Below are 17,853 nucleotides of genomic sequence, written 5' to 3' on the forward strand. Positions count from 1 at the left end.
AACTTATAATTCGAGATAAATTCATGGTTTCAACGGACTATTTTTACAAGTTGTCGAATTTACGGCTTATTATCAAAACTGATTATAAATCACTACAAAATTTTTCTTATTTTTAAATGTAAAGAAAACCGATTTACTATGCTGAAAACTACTATTTTATCAAATTTGATGATTTTATCAATCAGTTTGTTTTTTGGAATTATTTCATATGCTCAAGTGGGTATTGGCACCACATCTCCAGAGCCACGATCCATTTTAGATTTAAGAAGCACAGATAAAGGCTTTTTAGTTCCTAGAGTAAATATCACTAATCTCGGAAATATAGCGCCTATTACTGGAGGAGCAACTTCAGAACCTTTACTTGTATGGAATACAAATGTAGGTACAGGAACTGGGTTTCATTATTGGAGCGGCTCTACATGGGTACCTTTATCATCATCATCCGGCAATCATTGGTCTCTAAATGGAAATACCATCACAACGGCAAATTTTTTAGGCACCATCAATGGATTAGATTTAAATGTAAGAACTGCAAATACTAATAGGTTGCGGGTTCAATCCAATGGCCAGGTAACTGTAGGATTTGGTGCAGGTGCAGCAAATGCAGGTGATCAGTTAAGTTCTGTCGGAACTTATGGAGTTGCAGGATATAGTGGCACAACAGGTACCGGTGTCTACGGACAGAATATAAGTTCAGGAAACGGTGTTTGGGGTTTAAACAACTCTAGCGGTAATGGCGTGTATGGATATAACAATTCATCTGGAGATGCTGTTCATGCAGAACATGATGGTTCAGGTAATGCCGTAGATGCGGTGGCCTATGGTTCTGGGGTTGGTGTTTATGCTGAAAATTTTGCCTGGACTGATTATGCCATTCAAGCTGTAGATGGTATTGCTTCAGTTTTTGCTGACAATACATTATTAGGTTTTGACGCAATAATTGCTGATACTGATGATCCCGTTTCTAACAGTTTATGGGCTAGAAATACGAATACTGCCGGAACAGCAGTATTAGGCGGAGCAAGCGGAATTTATGTTTTTGCTACCAATGGCTCAGGAGTTGCAGGATCAAGTAGAAAATTAGGTGTGTTTGGATATGCGGGAACAGGAACTACTGGATCTGCCAATTACGGGAATGCTGGTGGACAATTCACTTTGGATTCTGATAATAATCCCGCTACCACTACTGGAAATACTGGAACTAGAGCTACAGCAACTATTGCTGGATATGATAATATTTCACCTAATGGTAGTTTGGCTGTTGCTAACAGCTATTTTGGTGGCTACTTTTTAGGTGGCAACATCAATGGAGCACCAAGTTATGCATATGCTGGCATTAAATATGGAACCAATGCGGCTGGTACAACAGGTACTAATTATAAAATCATTGGGAATGGAACAAACTCCACAATTATAAAGGATAATACGAATACACCTCGTATACTATTTTCTCCGGAAGCACCAGAAATTCTCTTTGAAGATTATGGTACGGGCAAATTAATAAACGGTGTGGCCGAAATTTTAATCGACCCAGTTTTAAAGGATGCTATATATGTTGATGAAAATCATCCGTTGAAAGTATTTATTCAGTTGGAAGGTGATTGCAATGGGGTTTATGTCACTAATAAATCCGCAAATGGTTTTACCGTTAAGGAATTAGGAAACGGTGTTTCTAATGTATCATTTTCATACCACATCGTCGCAAATAGAGCTGACGAGATAGGTTCTAATGGCGAGATCTCATCCAAGCATGTTGGGTTAAGATTCCCCGTTGGACCTGCTCCGTTAAAGGAAACTTCTCTTTCAGTTAGAAAAGAAGGTGACAATAAAAATGATAAAAACTTAAATTCTAAAAAGAATAAAAATAGGCGTATAACTACTGAAAACGAGGGAAATACTTTATCTGAAGATGAAGTCAAGGAAATCATAAAAAAAGTAGATATATCCCAAAAAAATTAATACTTTTAAAAAATTATTTAAATTCATATAGTTCATATTCAATTTGTTAACCCTATTTGGCAAATCACATTACATCTTAAAATCAATTTGAAATGAAAAAAGCTTTATCCTTTCTGATGTTTCTTATCACGATCGCGTCATTTGCCCAAACCGACCTTTATGTATCAAACAATGCCAACACCTATATTTATGTAGCTGGCAGTAATTTTAACGATACTCCAGTATCTGCAACTGTGCCCAGCTCCAATGTTCCTCTTTTTGTGACTAATAATATCGAGCTTGCTGGCTCAAATAGTTTTATTTATTTACGGAATGATGGCCAATTGCTACAAAGTTCAAGCAGTAATGGAAATTCAGGAACAGGCAACTTAAGTGTTTATCAGGAAGGTAACGTAAGTGCCTATGAATATAATTATTGGTGTTCTCCTGTAGGAAGTACAACCGCTTCTTCAGTGAGCAACCCTTTCGGTGTAACTTTACTCAATGATGTTGTTAACGTAACAAACTCTACTCCTGCTACTGTAGTTCATCTTCCAGATCATAATGGACTAGCTTCCCCTTTAACAATTGAAAGAAATTGGATTTATAAATATACCAATCCTTCAAATTTGTATTCAGATTGGGTTCCTGTATTTGCTAATACAACCATAAATCCCGGTGAAGGTTTCACCATGAAAGGTACTAACGGTACCAGTGCAAATAATCCAGGTAATGCACAACGCTATGACTTTAGAGGAAAACCAAATTCAGGAACGTTTACTATGAATGTTGCAGCACCCGTTGCTGGAGTTGCACAACAAACTTTGGTAGGAAACCCTTACCCTTCCTCATTAGATGCTCGTTCATTTTTATACGATACTCAAAATGTAACCTCCATCGATGCTGCTTTGTACTATTGGGAACAAGCATCTATTGGCTCTCACTATTTAGCAGACTATCAAGGTGGCTACGGTACCTATACTATTAACGCAGCCGGAACTGTTGATTCGTATTCACCTGCGGTTTTTTTAAGCTATGACGCTGCCGGAAATCCAACAGGTTCTGTAGGTGGTTCTGTTCCTAAAACTGCCAGACGTTTTATACCCGTAGGACAAGGATTTATGGTACAAGGTAGAGTTGGATCGACCGGAACTGTGAGGACTACAAACAATATGCGCGTGTTTTACAAAGAATCTAGTGCGAATAGTGAGTTTTTTAGACTGTCTTCTGAAGATGAAACTTATGGCATCTCCTATAACGAATACGGCTTTTCAATGGTACCAGCCGACTATAAGCGCTTCAGACTAAATGTGGAGTTCAATAATCTATACAAACGTCAATTGGTTCAAAACTTCCATGCTACTGCTGGTGACGGATTTGATGTAGGATTGGAAGCTAAAAGCCCAGAAGGAGTAGATTCTGATGCTTATTGGACATTAGATAATGAGGCATACGTTATACAAGCCAATAATTTTGATGCGAGTTTGCGTATTCCTTTAGTGGTCAATGTAGCAGAACAACAACCTGTAGGGTTCAGTATTTTTGACATACAGCAATTCGATGATTCCCAACCTATCTATATCCATGATATCGATGCCAATTTGTATGTTGACTTAAGAACTCAAAACTATGAAATCAATTTACCTGTCGGAAATTATACAAATAGATTTGAAATTACGTTTGAGGATGCAACCTTAAACACACCAGAAGTTACCGAAGCTGATTTCAAGATTTTCCAAGACAATCCACAGGCGCAATTGACAGTTTTAAATCCAAATGGATTGGATGTAAAAAGCGTCAAAATGTTTGACACTGCTGGCAAACAGATATTCAATGCTACCAATTTAAACATTGAAAGTGAATATCATTTCACCACCAAAACATTGAGCGAAGGCGTCTATGTTGCAAGCATAACCGTTGGTAGTGGCGATGTGATTACCAAAAAAGTAATTGTCAAAAACTAAATTGATTGTCAAATCAGGTTTTTATACATTTGTGTAAAACGAATTTCTGATGTCTTCACCAGAAGATTTTATGTTACCATGTCTCAACAAAAAATTGTTGGGAGTTGAATGCTTTGGATGTGGCATTCAACGTGCAACGGTACTATTGTTTCAAGGAGAATTTACAGCAGCATTTTTAATGTACCCTGCTATTTATTCTCTTTTTTTATTGGCGCTTTTTCTTATCTTTAACCTGTTCGTGAAATTCAAGTTTGACGAACGCATAAAAATAGCGCTGGTAGTACTTAATGTAAGTATCATCGTTATCAGTTATCTTATAAAAGTAATCAACTAAACAATCATTATGGAAAAACAAAAACTCAACTCAACCATCGTTTACGTCCTATCCGTGTTAGGATTTTTGTGCTGCTGTGTCATGGGAATCGGAGTTGTACCATCAGGTATTGCCTATTTTATGGCGAATAGCAAACTGAAAGAAGCATCATTAGCGCCTGAAAATTATGACAATATCGATGGCATGAAAACGGCAAAAACTATCGCATTGATAGTTTTAATCATCAATGCCCTGTATCTAGTGTATTCTATTTATAGAATTTCTACAGTCGGTTGGGATGAGATCATGGAGCAATCTAGACAAATGCAAGAGGAATGGATGAAGGGTGCTGGTTCAGGATCTTAATCTAATTTCGAAATAAATAAAAAAAGGCTGTCGTTTCAAACTGACAGCCTTTTCTTTTTTGAATATATTTTGATTACTTCTCGAATTGTTTCAGTGTTTTGACAATGATGCTGACACAATCTAATAACTGCTCTTTGGTCATTACCAATGGTGGCGCAAATCGGATGATATTACCATGGGTTGGTTTTGCCAATAGCCCATTGTCGCGCAATGCCAAACAAATATTCCAAGCCCTTTCGCTGTCTTCGGTATCATTAATGACAATGGCATTCAACAGCCCTTTTCCTCTTACCAAATGAACGATGTTGCTATCCTTAATATAAGCGTTCAATTCACTTCGGAACAATTGCCCAAGTGTTTCTGCATTTTCTGCCAATTTCTCGTCTTTTACAACTTCCAATGCCGCTATAGCAACTGCTGCTGCTACAGGATTTCCACCAAAAGTACTTCCGTGACTACCTGGCTTGATGACATTCATAATGGCATTATCAGCCAGCACAGCGCTCACAGGATAAGCGCCTCCACTTAAGGCTTTCCCAAGAATCAGAATATCTGGTTTCACGTTTTCATGGTCTACAGCCAATAGCTTTCCAGTCCTCGCAATACCAGTCTGTACTTCATCTGCTATAAACAATACATTGTATTTTTCACATAGTGCTTTTGCTCTTGCCAAATACCCTTCGCTTGGCACATACACACCAGCTTCACCTTGAATAGGTTCTACCAAAAATCCAGCAACGTTCGGATTGTTTTTCAGTGCAGCTTCCAGTTCCTCAAGATTATCATAATCTATTTTGATAAAACCATCTGTAAACGGTCCAAAATGCTTGCGAGCCACAGGATCATTGGAGAATGAAATGATGGTAGTCGTACGTCCGTGAAAATTGTTTTTGCATACGATGATTTCGGCCTCTTTATTCTCAATGCCCTTTACTTCATAAGCCCATTTTCTACAGATTTTCAAAGCGGTCTCCACTGCTTCCGCGCCTGTGTTCATGGGCAACAGTTTGTCAAAACCAAAATACTCACAGGCATATTTCTCATACTTGCCAAGCATATCATTATAAAATGCTCTAGAGGTCAATGCCAATGTTTTGGATTGTTCCACCAATGCATTGACGATTTTCGGGTGACAATGTCCTTGGTTCACTGCGGAATACGCTGAAAGAAAATCATAATATTGCTTTCCTTCTACATCCCAAACGTGTACACCTTCTCCTCTACTCAATACTACCGGTAGCGGATGGTAATTGTGCGCGCCATACTTGTTTTCTAGGTCTATTGCTTGTTGAGACCCTAATTGTTCTAAAACAGCCATTTTAAATAATTTTAAAGTTAACGCCAAGCCTTATTGTCGGTATCGTTTGCCGTTAGTTCCTAATACAAACTCTTACAACCAATATCGCTCAACGATTAAAATAACCATTCCTTCTGTACCTTTATTCTTTCGAAGAACCCGACAGCTATCGGGACGAAAAAGCAGCGTGGGAGAGAAATCATCCCTAGGACTCGCAAATTACTAAATATCTTGTGAATTTTTTTATATCCACATCTGATTTTTATTGTAGTTGATTAGATGTGATGATGAAATGGTTATGTGTAATGTACCAATGGTTATTTGTCATGAACCATTAGTGAACTGTGATGTACCTTTTGTAAACTGTCATGCACCAAATGTTTTCTGTTATGTACCAAAGGTTTTCTGTTATACACCAAAAGTAAACTGCCATGCACCAAGAGTAAACTGTCATGTACCATTAGTAAACTGTCATGTACCAAAGGTTTTTTGTTATGTACAATTAGTAAACTGTTATGTACCAAAACGCTCTAAAACCACAGTAAAACCTCAAAAACACCCCAAAAATGACTTCAAAAACATGTCATTTTTAAACAGAGGAATTTCACTCATTAAATTGCTCAAATTTTGGTGTAAAAACACTCAAATCGTCATCACCTAAAATCTATGATTGTAAAAAAACGGACCGCTTTTAATACCTTTCATAAAAAGCAACTATTTTTGCGGCATGAAACGAAGAGCTGCCAAACAAGTTTTTGAAAAAATTGAAGTCCTAGATGCTGGTGCAAAAGGTAAAACCATCGCCAAAGCGCCTGATGGACGTGTCATCTTTCTATCTAATACAGTCCCTGGTGATGTTGTGGATATTCAAACCTTCAAAAAACGAAAAGCCTATTATGAAGGTAAGGCCATCGCATTTCATTCGTATTCTGAAAAACGTACAGAACCTAAATGCCAACATTTTGGCGTGTGTGGCGGTTGCAAATGGCAAGACATGGATTATAAATTCCAGTTAGAATACAAACAGAAAGAGGTTGAAAACAATCTGAAGCGTATCGGTCATGTAGAATTGCCAGAAACCTCACCTATTTTAGGTTCTGAAGAACAGTATTTCTACAGAAACAAAATGGAATTCTCCTTCAGCGACAGCCGTTGGTTGACGTTGGAAGAAATTCAATCTGATAAAGAACTAGATGATAAAAATGCCCTTGGATTTCACATTCCCGGAATGTGGGATAAAATCTTGGACATTAAGAAATGTTGGTTGCAGGAAGACCCATCGAATGCCATTCGTAATTCGGTAAAGCAATTTGCAATTGATAATGACTTGGAGTTTTTCAATACTCGTAACCAATCTGGTCTTTTAAGAACGATGATGATTCGTACTGCATCTACTGGTGACATTATGGTAATGATTCAATTCTTTAAAGAAGACAAGCAGAAACGCGAATTGCTCCTTGATTTCATTGCCAATGAATTCCCTGAAATCACTTCTTTGCAATATGTTATCAATGGCAAAGCAAATGATACCATTTATGACCAAGAAGTGATTTGCTACAAAGGTGAAGACCACATCTTTGAAGATATGGAAGGTTTAAAATTTAAAATCAATGCCAAATCCTTTTATCAAACCAATTCGCAACAAGCTTACGAATTGTATAAAGTGACTCGTGATTTCGCAGATTTAAAAGGTGATGAACTTGTGTATGATTTATATACAGGTACAGGAACCATTGCGCAGTTTGTTGCCAAACAAGCAAAGAAAGTAATAGGTGTAGAAGCTGTGCCAGACGCCATTTCAGCAGCCAAAGAGAATGCACAATTAAATCAGATAGAAAACGTTGAATTCTATGTTGGAGATATGAAAAATGTGTTTAATTCAGAATTCATAAAGCAACACGGTCATCCAGATGTGATCATTACCGATCCACCGCGTGATGGAATGCATAAAGATGTGGTAGAACAAATTTTGAATATTTCACCTAAAAAAGTGGTGTATGTCAGCTGTAATTCAGCAACGCAGGCAAGAGATTTACAATTGATGGATGCTATGTATAAAGTGACCAAAGTGCAACCTGTAGATATGTTTCCACAAACGCATCATGTAGAAAATGTTGTACTTTTGGAAAGAAGATCATAAAACTGAACGTTAATAACGACAACTTGAAATACCAAACTATATTTAAATTCTTTTTGCTTGTTTTTATTATCATAGGAACATCAAGCTGTGAGCGCGATGATATCTGTGCAGAAGCCACGCAAACAACACCTCATCTAGTCATTGAATTTTACGACATCAATGATCCTGATGTTTTAAAAGATGTAAGACAGCTTTCTGTAAGAGGATTTGATAGAGATGATAATCCTTTAGATGATATCACAGTAGAATCTCCTTTTAGTTCAATAACATTACCACTGTATTTTCAGAATGAAGGAGAAAATGTGGTTTCACGATTTTCTATTGAAAAAGACACCGATTTCCGTTTGGATTCAGACCCTGCCACAGAGTCAAATGTGGATATCATCGAAATAAGTTACACTCCTCAATTTGAATATGTATCAAGAGCATGTGGCTATAAAAGTATTTTTACTAACCTTTCCATTACAGTTGTTCAGGATGGCAACAATTGGATTTTATCAAACGAAGTTATATTTACAACCATAGAAAATGAAAATGAAGCACACATCTTACTTCGTCATTAGTCTTTTGCTTTTGATGTTGGTACCAATGACATCATTTTCACAAGAAGAAACCACCCAGCAACAAGACACATTAGTTTACAAGCAGAAATACGGATTGCGTTTAGGTGCTGATATTTATAGACCTATACGCAGTTTTATAGATGAAGAGTATACAGGTTTTGAAATCAATGGTGACTACCGACTTACCAAAAGTATCTATTTAGCAGGAGAATTGGGAACAGAGCAACGAAGTAATGTAACTGATTATCTTGATGTCACTGCAAAAGGCAGTTATTTCAAGGCTGGAGTCGACTACAACTTTTATCAGAATTGGCTCGACATGGAAAACATGATCTATGGAGGTTTCCGAGTTGGTGTGAGTTCGTTCAGCCAAACGTTGAACAGTTATACCGTCTATAATACAGATCCTTATTATGATGACCCTTTTACATCTGATGTTTCGCAGGAATTTAAAGGTCTTTCTGCTATTTGGGCCGAAATTATTTTTGGAATGAAAGTCGAAGTCATCAACAATATTTATGTTGGAGCCAATGTGCAGCTGAAAGGCAGAATAACTGAAACCAAACCAGAGAATTTTGCCAACCTCTATATACCAGGATTCAATAAAGTGTTTGATAGTGGACGCTTCGGGATTGGCTTTGGCTATAACGTTTCTTACCTCATCCCTATTTATAAAAAGGATAAAAAAGTGGCTGTTGAAAAAAACAGTAATTAAGATACAGATTTTGTTTGATTTCTAACCATCATTAATCGGTAGTCATCATTCACTAATCTTAATCATTTTTTCTTATCTTTTCCATAGAATTTCATCATCGATATGGACAAGGAATCTATTGCTGATTTATTGGAAGAAAAAAACCAAGCACTTCTTACATATTTAGAACAACAACCTGAAGAAAAATGGCCCGAAGGTCCTGCTGGAAAATGGACTTCCGGTCAACAGGCATTGCATCTTTTGCAAAGCATCAAGCCTTTAAACGATGCTTTGAGTATGCCCAAATTCTTATTGAGATATAAATTCGGTAAAGCCAACCGAGAAGTCAGATCTTACGAAACGGTTGTGCAACGTTATCAAGAACGGTTGAAAGATGCGAAAGGTGCAACTTTTAGAGGTTCTCAAAATATGAAGATTCCGACCATTCACGAAAAAAAGTATATACTCACACGTCTTCAGGTTGAAAGCAAAAAACTACAATACAAAACCAGAAAAATGTCTGATAAAAATCTAGACACGCTCATTCTTCCGCATCCGTTGATGGGAAAAATGCCTGTCAGAGAAATCATTATGTGGACGGCTCATCATATCGAACACCACACAAAAATTCTTCAAGAAAACTATTGAAGACACGTTACAAATCGTTTTCCAACTCGTCTACCTTAAAAACCATCAACTATGAAATTTCAACACATTCTGTTTGTGACAATCCTTTTAGGTTGGTCAACATTAATGTTTTCACAACAAATTACAGGGCAAATCATTGATGCCAAAACCAATGAACCCATTGCGTTTGCGACCGTTCAATATGGAGAAAACAGCGGTGTGGTGAGCAATATGGAAGGTTATTTTACTTTAAGTATGGAACGATTGACCGATGAGACTATGCTGACCGTTTCTTTTATGGGTTATCAAACTCAAGAATTATCCATCAAAACATTGGAAAGTCAAAGTAATCTTATCAAACTCAAAGAAGCCGTCAATCAGTTGAACACGGTTTATATTACCAACAAATTACCGAGTGTTGACAGTGTGATGGCAAGAGTTCAGCGAAATCTTCCAAAGAATTATCAGTTTTCAAACGTCAAACAGACATTGTTTTCAAGGGAAACTATGTTTTTTAAAGCCAATAAACTGGATGTTGACATTGATAAATCTTCAGGTTTTAGCAAAAAGCAATTGGAAGCTTCCAATAAAGAATTCAATCAACTGACCAATCAGATTGTGAACAATCCGCCTACACAGACCTTTACTGACGTGTTATCCGAGTTACATTTAAAATCTGACCTCAACGGAAAAATGGATGTGAAGCAGGCCACAAAACTGAAAGACCGAAAAAACAGTCTGTCGCTGGAAACCATACAGGCGAGAGTCACTAACATTGCTTTGCAGCATTTAGATACCTCTAAAACTTATAAGGTGAAAAGCGGCTGGTTTAAGGTAGATGATTCTCTTTCACTCAAGAAAAGCAAGGAAAAGAAACAGGATTTAGATGACAACAGTTTCAACAAATTAAAATCAGAAAACATTCATTATCTGGCGGAGCATTTGTTCAAAGACAAATCTTTGATGGATTTTGTGTTGGATACTGAACTATATGATTACGAACTTACCAACGTTACCACGATTGACGACCAGTTAGTATATGTTGTAACCTATGAGCCACGTAAACGCAGTGCCAAGTTTACTGGCACGATTTACATTGCTGATGAAGATTATGCCATTTTGAAAATGGATTACAGTTATGCCGAAGGGAGAATTGGTGAGAAATTAAACCTAAAGCTTCTTTTAGGTGTCAAATATGTGGAAAATGTGAACAAAGGCACAGTCATCTATAAAAAGAACGGCGAAGAAAATTATTATCCGTACTACATCAATCACGAATCTGGGAAATATGTGTATGCACACAGACCATTTAAGTTTACTGAAAACGATGACGACAGCAAGAACAAAGTCTCGTTTGATGTGGTGATTGAAGGAAACATTGTGGAAAAATATGAAGTGATGAGCCTTGGTTATTCCAGTTCAGATGATGCCACATTCAGCGCTGTAACCGAACCGAAGAAAGTAGATTACATACAACTAAAGCAATACGACCCAACACTATGGAAAGATTATAACATCTTGGAACCGTTGGATGAATTGAAGAAATTTAAGGTTGAGGAGTAGTAGAAATCTAAAGATTTCTAATCATTATACTTTGCTTTCTTACTGCCTTCATACATCACATATTTGACCAAACGTGCTTCGAGCTTGGCATTTACAAGGTGAATTTTTCTAGAAGGTCTTAAACCTACGTGTTTTAGAGCATCCAAATTTGACGTGATGAACCAAGCATCCGTACCAGGATAATTTTGCTTTAAGGTGTCGCCAATATTTTTATAAAAGGTTTCCATTTCTATATCCAAACGTTCGCCATAAGGTGGATTGAACACCATATGAAGCTTGTTATCACCTCCTTTTTGGGTCTTGAAGAAATCTTCGTGCTTCACCTCTATAAAATCTTCCAATTGTGCATTCTTCACATTGTCTTTTGCTTTCGCAACTGCACTCGGACTTTTATCATAACCAACTATCTTATAATGGAAATCTCTGGTTTTATTCAGAAGTGATTCTTCTATTTTTTCAAATAAATCGACATCCCAATCATTCCAACGTTCGAATGCAAATTCCTTTCTCATTAAATTAGGTGGAATGTTACAAGCAATCATTGCTGCTTCAATCAAAATGGTACCACTACCACACATAGGATCCATAAAATCAGATTGTCCATCCCAACCAGACAACATCACCAAACCAGCTGCCAGCACCTCATTGATAGGCGCAATATTGGTAGCTGTTTTGTAGCCACGCTTGTGCAAGGAATCACCAGATGTGTCCAAGGAAATATTACAGAAATCCCTATCGATATGGACGTTGATTTTAAGATCAGGAAACTTCAAATCGACATTAGGACGCTGACCCGTCATGTCTCTTATCTTATCTACAATGGCATCTTTGGTTTTCTGTGCGATGTAGAGAGAATGGGTAAACAATTTGGAGTGAACCGTGGCATCTACCGCGAGCGTTCCCGATGGTTTGAGCAAATGTTGCCAATCCATTTTATAGAGCTTGTCATAAAGATCTTTTTCACTTTTAACTCGAAAGGAATTAATAGGTTTCAGAATTTTAATGGCTGTGCGCAACCCTAAATTGGCTTTATACATAAACCCTTTATCGCCCACAAAACTGACACTTCGTACTCCGGTTTTCACGTCTTGTGCGCCCATTTGCGTCAATTCCTTTGCTAAAATATCTTCAAAGCCAAACAAGGTTTTGGCCACCATATTAAAATTATTCTCCATAGTGCACTCTCTGTAGATTGCAAAAATAAAGTATTTTTGCAGGCAGACGAATGATTCGATGAATAAAGACACAACACAATGGTACGCTTCTTGGTTTGATACACCTTATTACCACATTTTGTACAAGGATAGAGACCACGCGGAGGCTCATCAATTTATGGACAACCTTACCAACTATCTCAATCTCCCTGCGCAAGGCAAGATTTTAGATTTAGCGTGTGGTAAAGGTCGTCATTCGGTGTATTTGAATTCTTTGGGCTATGACGTGACAGGAGTAGATTTATCTGCCAATAGCATTGCATACGCCAAGCAATTTGAAAACGAAACGCTTCATTTTAAGGTACACGATATGTGCAAACCGTTCCATCAGAAGTTTGATGCTGTTTTCAATCTGTTTACCAGTTTTGGGTATTTTGATAAGGAGGAAGATAATTTAAGTACCATCAAAGCTATTAAGGAAGATTTGAACGAAGCAGGTTTTGGAGTGATTGATTTTATGAACACCGATTATGTCATCGAGAATTTGGTTGCTGAAGATGTCAAAGTGATTGAAGGCATTGAATTTCATCAAAAGCGTTACGTGAAAGATGGACATATCATCAAAGACATTGAATTTGATGCTGATGGTATGCATCATTTTTATCAAGAACGTGTGAAGGCTTTCACATTGAATGATTTTGAAGCACTGTTTGAGGAAGCAGGTGTATATCTGCTGGATGTTTTCGGTGATTATAAACTGCGAAAATTCCACAACAGTTTTTCCGAACGTTTGGTTATGATTTTTAAATAGGAAAATTGTTATTTTAGCAACATGACTAACTACCTATTACCTATCCTTGCCGTTATTACTGGAGTTGTATTGGCTTTTGTATTTAAGCAAACCAAATCATTTTCTACGAAGCTCCTACTCTCTTTCAGTGGCGCATTTTTATTGGCATTGACACTTTTTGATTTGTTACCGGAAGTTTATGAACACCTTGAAGGAAAGCAGACAGGCTTATTCATTATGAGCGGTATCCTTCTTCAGATTCTGTTGGAGTTTTTTTCAAAAGGTGCCGAACACGGTCACATCCATATTCATAAACACGCTACAGCCTTCCCGTGGGCACTGTTCATCAGTTTGTGCATCCATAGTTTTTTGGAAGGTTTTCCCATTCATCAGCACAATGATATGGTCTATGGCGTCTTGATACATAAAATACCTATTGCAGCTTTGATCACTTCTTTTCTATTGCAGTCGAATTTTTCTAAAATGCAAATTGCCTTATTTTTAGTAGTGTTTGCCTCTATGACACCACTTGGAACCTTAATTTCCAATACCGTGGAATTGGTGGAGAGTTATGTTTATTATATCAATGCCATCGTAATTGGTATCTTTTTCCATATCTCAACCATCATATTGTTTGAAAGCAGCGAAGGCCACAAGTTCAATCTGTCGAAGTTAGTGGTCATTGTATTAGGGGTTGTAGTGGCTTATTTGATATGACCTTTGACAGTATTCAGTTGGCAGTGGCAGTAGGCAGATAGTATCAGGTTGATAATTATTTATAAATCAGGAATTATATTTAATTCTATTTAAATCAAGAGATTCCTGCTTCCGCAGGAAGTTAATATGTTTTCAAAAGAAGAAAGCCGTCAATTACGAGAAGAATTTTGGATCAGTTTTGGGAAATCCTTTCCGAGGAAATGGATTTTGTATGACACCAAAATCAAAGGCTTATCTTTTAAATTTCACTTTGACACCAAGACCGCGCTTGTGGCTCTGGACCTTGAAGATGATCTGGAAAATCGCATCAATTATTGGGAAAAACTGCAATCTTTAAAATCCATATTAAAGGAAGAATTTTTGCCTGAAGCCATTTTTGAAGAAGAATACTATCTGGAAAACGGCAAGGAGATTTCACGCATCTATGTGCAACTAGAAGAAAAAGTATCCATTCATAATAAAAATACTTGGCGCGAAGTGATGGTGTTTTTCAACGAAACGATGGCTCTATTTGAGGATTTCTTTGAAGACTACAAGGATATTCTTGAGGCCTAATCTTTTTACTGTATATAGATATTCCATCTTCTTTCTTTTTTGATATTGTTAAAATATTTTCCATTTGGTATAAGTGATTTTCTGCTGTTTGCTAACTTTATTGCTCTTTTGAGTCTTAAAGCTCAATTCCAAAATCTAAAATCAAATATCTCAATGATCATCGACGTACATACCCACATCAATAATTATCACGAAGAACGCGTAACGAGCATTAACGAATCGTTAGACCTATTGGTAAAAACTATGGAAGAGAATCAAATTGATTACTCATTGGTACTATCGAGTTACAAGGTAAATGAACACCGACCAAGTACCAAACGCGTAGTTGAGGCGATTGCTGACCGAAAAAATCTAGGCGTGGTGGCTGGTGTGAGTTATTTGCATCATAACCATCGTGATCTTCGCGAAATCAGTGAGTTTCTTGATGATGGATTGGTAAAAGGTTTAAAATTCTATCCAGGCTATGAACCTTTTTATCCCAATAATGAACGTTTAAAAGTGTGGTACGATATGGCCATTGCCTATGATGTGCCTGTGATGTTCCACTCTGGAGATACCTATGCACCTCGCGGGAAGGTGAAATATTCTCATCCCATCCATCATGATGATCTGGCAGTGGATTATCCAGAGCTTAAGATTGTGATTTGCCATGTGGGTAATCCTTGGATTAAGGATTGTATGGAAGTAGTTTATAAAAATGACAATGTGTATGCTGATATTTCTGGGCTAACTTTGGGTGATTTCAATGATAAGTTTGAACGCTATATGAAGAGCGAGATTGAAGAGATGATTACCTATGCTGGCGACCCTAAATATTTGCTGTATGGCACTGACTGGCCTATCTGCAATATGGATTCCTATTTAAAGTTTATGAAACATCTGGAGTTGCCATTGGATAAAAAGGAACTCATTTTATGGAAAAATGCTGCGGAGTTGTTTAAGATAGATGTGGGAAAACTTCATTTATAATCATTCTATTTTATAGAATAAATATTGATAAGTCCAAAAAGTTTATTTAGAGTTAAAAAGTAATCCCATACATAAAGACGATACATTTAAGCATCTTCCAATATCTGCGATGCGTGTACTTTTGATTTCACCTTTTCGATGACTTTTTCAATCACGCCTTTTTCATCAATCACAAACGTGGTACGATGGATGCCATCAAAGGTTCTACCCATAAATTTCTTTTCACCCCAAACACCGAAAGCCTTGATGACCGATTTGTCTACATCTGCCAATAATGGATAAGGAAAATCGTGTTTCTTTTTGAAATTGGATTGCTTTTTTTGTGTATCTGCACTCACGCCTAGTATTTCGTAGCCTTTATCTTTAAGCTCTTTATAATGGTCGCGAAGATTGCAAGCTTCCACCGTACAAGTAGGCGTGCTGGCGGCAGGATAAAAGAACACCACTAGTTTTTTCCCTTTGTAATCGCTTAACGAAATGGTGTTTCCTTGTTCGTCTAACTGTGAAAAATTTGGTGCCTTGTCTCCTACTTTTAAAGTCGTCATAATATCTTAATTTTGAATTTTTGTAAAAATACAACTATGACCAAACAAGAAAAAGTTGATTTTGTTATAACTACGTTAAATAGCCTCTATCCTACCATTCCCGTGCCTTTAGAGCATAAAGATCCATATACATTATTGATTGCTGTACTGATGTCGGCACAAAGTACAGATGTGAGGGTCAATCAAATTACACCATTATTGTTTGCACGAGCTGACAATCCTTATGATATGGTGAAATTGACCGTTGATGAAATAAGAGCGATTATCAAACCCGTTGGACTGTCGCCTATGAAGAGTAAAGGCATCCACGGATTGTCTCAAATATTGATTGATAAACACAATGGTGAAGTTCCACAGACCTATGAAGAATTAGAAGCCTTACCTGCCGTAGGTCATAAAACGGCGGCTGTGGTCCTTTCGCAAGCATTTGGAATTCCTGCCTTTCCGGTAGATACACATATTCATAGATTGATGTATCGTTGGGGTTTTAGCAATGGTAAAAATGTGGTACAAACGGAACGCGATGCGAAACGTTTGTTTCCTGAAGAACTCTGGAATGATTTGCACTTGCAGATCATTTGGTATGGGCGCGATTATTCGCCAGCAAGAGGTTGGAATATGGAAAAAGATGTCATTACCAAAACCATTGGTAGAAAATCGGTTTTGAATGATTATTATTCTAAAAAGAAGTAATTAGATTATTTGTTTTCAACAAAGATTCCCACCTTCGTGGGAACAAGAAAAAAGTCCCGATGAGCTAATTATCGGGACTTTCAAAGTTTAGTTCTGAAGTGCTTCAAACTTCAAATTATTACAATGTATAACACTTAAAGCCTTAGAGTAATTCAAAAGAAAAGAAACAGTCTCCTCTTTTGGGTTCAAATTGATTTGGGTTTCCGTGATTTTTTTTTCAGAGTAAAGTTTTGCCATTTTGGAATTTTTAGTTGATACTATTCCTAATAACGCAACTAACTTTACTTTATTATATCAATTTGTTAAAATTATATTTTTTTGGTCGATCACCTTTCTTAAGTTGATCAATGCATAACGCATTCTTCCCAACGCTGTATTGATGCTGACGCCTGTTTTATCAGAGATTTCCTTAAAGCTCATATCTTGATACATACGCATCATCAACACATCTTTTTGGTCGTCTGGCAGTTCGTCAATCAAACGTCTCAAATCGCATTCTATCTGCTCTTTGATAATGGTTTTTTCGGCATCTAAAGAAGAATCGCTCAATACCGAAAAGATGCTGAATTCACCACTGTTGTCAAACTTCGGCATTCTGCTGTTCTTTCTAAAGTGGTCGATGATGAGGTTGTGCGCAATACGCATCACCCAAGGTAGAAATTTTCCCTCTTCATTATACTTACCAAGTTTAAGCGTCCTGATAACTTTAATAAAGGTGTCCTGAAAAATATCTTCAGTGATATCTCTATCATACACTTTAGAATAAATAAAACTATAGATTTTTTGTTGGTGTCTGTGGATTAAAACGGAGAGCGCGCTCTCGTCGCCTTTCAGATAATTGCTGACCAAGGCAGCGTCTGTGATAAGTTCGTGTCTCATAATCATTACTTTTAGTACATAGAGATGGCTCTCTACGCTTGGGGTTATTGTAAAAGTAATCTTATGATATAGGCAACTGTATTTTA

The 17,853-nt window shown here is 37.1% G+C and carries 18 protein-coding genes; 14 read left to right on the plus strand and 4 right to left on the minus strand.

Going from position 1 to position 17,853, the window contains the following annotated elements; all coding sequences use genetic code 11:
* The first annotated feature begins 138 nt into the window (after positions 1-138).
* The 4 genes from M0G43_RS07685 (at position 139) to M0G43_RS07700 (ending at position 4,581) form a co-directional block, all read left to right on the plus strand.
* The gene (locus M0G43_RS07685; protein WP_248024850.1) at positions 139-1,959 is read left to right on the plus strand and encodes a hypothetical protein; all 1,821 of its coding nucleotides are present in this window, start codon (positions 139-141) and stop codon (positions 1,957-1,959) included.
* A gap of 92 nt (positions 1,960-2,051) precedes the next feature.
* Positions 2,052-3,902 (plus strand): T9SS type A sorting domain-containing protein, encoded by a 1,851-nt coding sequence (locus M0G43_RS07690; RefSeq protein ID WP_248024851.1) that lies wholly within the window; start codon positions 2,052-2,054, stop codon positions 3,900-3,902.
* 49 nt (positions 3,903-3,951) lie between these two features.
* On the plus strand, positions 3,952-4,236 hold the full coding sequence (locus M0G43_RS07695; protein WP_248024852.1) for a DUF2752 domain-containing protein: 285 nt from the start codon (positions 3,952-3,954) through the stop codon (positions 4,234-4,236).
* Positions 4,237-4,245: 9 nt separating this feature from the next.
* A complete protein-coding gene (locus M0G43_RS07700) occupies positions 4,246-4,581 on the plus strand; it encodes a CCC motif membrane protein (protein WP_248024853.1) in 336 nt (111 codons plus the stop codon).
* Positions 4,582-4,654: 73 nt separating this feature from the next.
* Here the strand turns inward: M0G43_RS07700 and rocD are convergent, their stop codons facing one another.
* The gene (rocD, locus tag M0G43_RS07705) at positions 4,655-5,899 is read right to left on the minus strand and encodes an ornithine--oxo-acid transaminase (RefSeq protein WP_248024854.1); all 1,245 of its coding nucleotides are present in this window, start codon (positions 5,897-5,899) and stop codon (positions 4,655-4,657) included.
* A 706-nt stretch (positions 5,900-6,605) separates the two neighbouring features.
* Between rocD and rlmD the strand changes: the two genes are divergently transcribed.
* The 5 genes from rlmD to M0G43_RS07730 all read left to right on the plus strand — a co-directional run bounded on the left by rlmD (position 6,606) and on the right by M0G43_RS07730 (position 11,465).
* The gene (rlmD, locus tag M0G43_RS07710) at positions 6,606-8,018 is read left to right on the plus strand and encodes a 23S rRNA (uracil(1939)-C(5))-methyltransferase RlmD (protein WP_248024855.1); all 1,413 of its coding nucleotides are present in this window, start codon (positions 6,606-6,608) and stop codon (positions 8,016-8,018) included.
* A 53-nt stretch (positions 8,019-8,071) separates the two neighbouring features.
* Positions 8,072-8,581: a DUF6452 family protein gene (locus M0G43_RS07715; protein WP_248024856.1), complete on the plus strand. Its 510-nt coding sequence runs from the start codon at positions 8,072-8,074 to the stop codon at positions 8,579-8,581.
* A complete protein-coding gene (locus tag M0G43_RS07720) occupies positions 8,553-9,296 on the plus strand; it encodes a DUF6048 family protein (protein ID WP_248024857.1) in 744 nt (247 codons plus the stop codon). The genes M0G43_RS07715 and M0G43_RS07720 overlap by 29 nt, the downstream gene beginning before the upstream one ends.
* A 102-nt stretch (positions 9,297-9,398) precedes the next feature.
* Positions 9,399-9,923: a DinB family protein gene (locus tag M0G43_RS07725; protein WP_248024858.1), complete on the plus strand. Its 525-nt coding sequence runs from the start codon at positions 9,399-9,401 to the stop codon at positions 9,921-9,923.
* Between the two features lie 51 nt (positions 9,924-9,974).
* The gene (locus tag M0G43_RS07730) at positions 9,975-11,465 is read left to right on the plus strand and encodes a carboxypeptidase-like regulatory domain-containing protein (protein WP_248024859.1); all 1,491 of its coding nucleotides are present in this window, start codon (positions 9,975-9,977) and stop codon (positions 11,463-11,465) included.
* 17 nt (positions 11,466-11,482) lie between these two features.
* Here the strand turns inward: M0G43_RS07730 and M0G43_RS07735 are convergent, their stop codons facing one another.
* Positions 11,483-12,640, minus strand: coding sequence for a class I SAM-dependent RNA methyltransferase (locus tag M0G43_RS07735; protein ID WP_248024860.1), 1,158 nt, complete (start codon positions 12,638-12,640; stop codon positions 11,483-11,485).
* Between the two features lie 58 nt (positions 12,641-12,698).
* Between M0G43_RS07735 and M0G43_RS07740 the strand changes: the two genes are divergently transcribed.
* From M0G43_RS07740 to M0G43_RS07755, 4 genes are all read left to right on the plus strand, one after another.
* Positions 12,699-13,430 (plus strand): class I SAM-dependent methyltransferase, encoded by a 732-nt coding sequence (locus M0G43_RS07740; protein WP_248024861.1) that lies wholly within the window; start codon positions 12,699-12,701, stop codon positions 13,428-13,430.
* Between the two features lie 21 nt (positions 13,431-13,451).
* Positions 13,452-14,126 (plus strand): ZIP family metal transporter, encoded by a 675-nt coding sequence (locus M0G43_RS07745; protein WP_248024862.1) that lies wholly within the window; start codon positions 13,452-13,454, stop codon positions 14,124-14,126.
* 126 nt (positions 14,127-14,252) lie between these two features.
* Positions 14,253-14,681: a DUF4268 domain-containing protein gene (locus M0G43_RS07750; RefSeq protein WP_248024864.1), complete on the plus strand. Its 429-nt coding sequence runs from the start codon at positions 14,253-14,255 to the stop codon at positions 14,679-14,681.
* Positions 14,682-14,834: 153 nt separating this feature from the next.
* On the plus strand, positions 14,835-15,650 hold the full coding sequence (locus M0G43_RS07755) for an amidohydrolase family protein (protein ID WP_248024866.1): 816 nt from the start codon (positions 14,835-14,837) through the stop codon (positions 15,648-15,650).
* Positions 15,651-15,736: 86 nt separating this feature from the next.
* On the opposite strand, the gene bcp is transcribed toward M0G43_RS07755, so the two are convergent.
* Complete coding sequence (bcp, locus tag M0G43_RS07760) at positions 15,737-16,195, minus strand: thioredoxin-dependent thiol peroxidase (protein WP_248024868.1); 459 nt, start codon at positions 16,193-16,195, stop codon at positions 15,737-15,739.
* Positions 16,196-16,231: 36 nt separating this feature from the next.
* On the opposite strand from bcp, the gene M0G43_RS07765 reads away from it, so the two are divergent.
* A complete protein-coding gene (locus M0G43_RS07765; RefSeq protein WP_248024869.1) occupies positions 16,232-16,888 on the plus strand; it encodes an endonuclease III domain-containing protein in 657 nt (218 codons plus the stop codon).
* Between the two features lie 294 nt (positions 16,889-17,182).
* Here the strand turns inward: M0G43_RS07765 and M0G43_RS07770 are convergent, their stop codons facing one another.
* Positions 17,183-17,767, minus strand: coding sequence for an RNA polymerase sigma factor (locus tag M0G43_RS07770; protein WP_248024870.1), 585 nt, complete (start codon positions 17,765-17,767; stop codon positions 17,183-17,185).
* Positions 17,768-17,853: the final 86 nt, after the last annotated feature.

It is taken from the genome of Subsaxibacter sp. CAU 1640 (assembly GCF_023156585.1).
Classification (GTDB): Bacteria; Bacteroidota; Bacteroidia; order Flavobacteriales; family Flavobacteriaceae; genus JBPOFM01.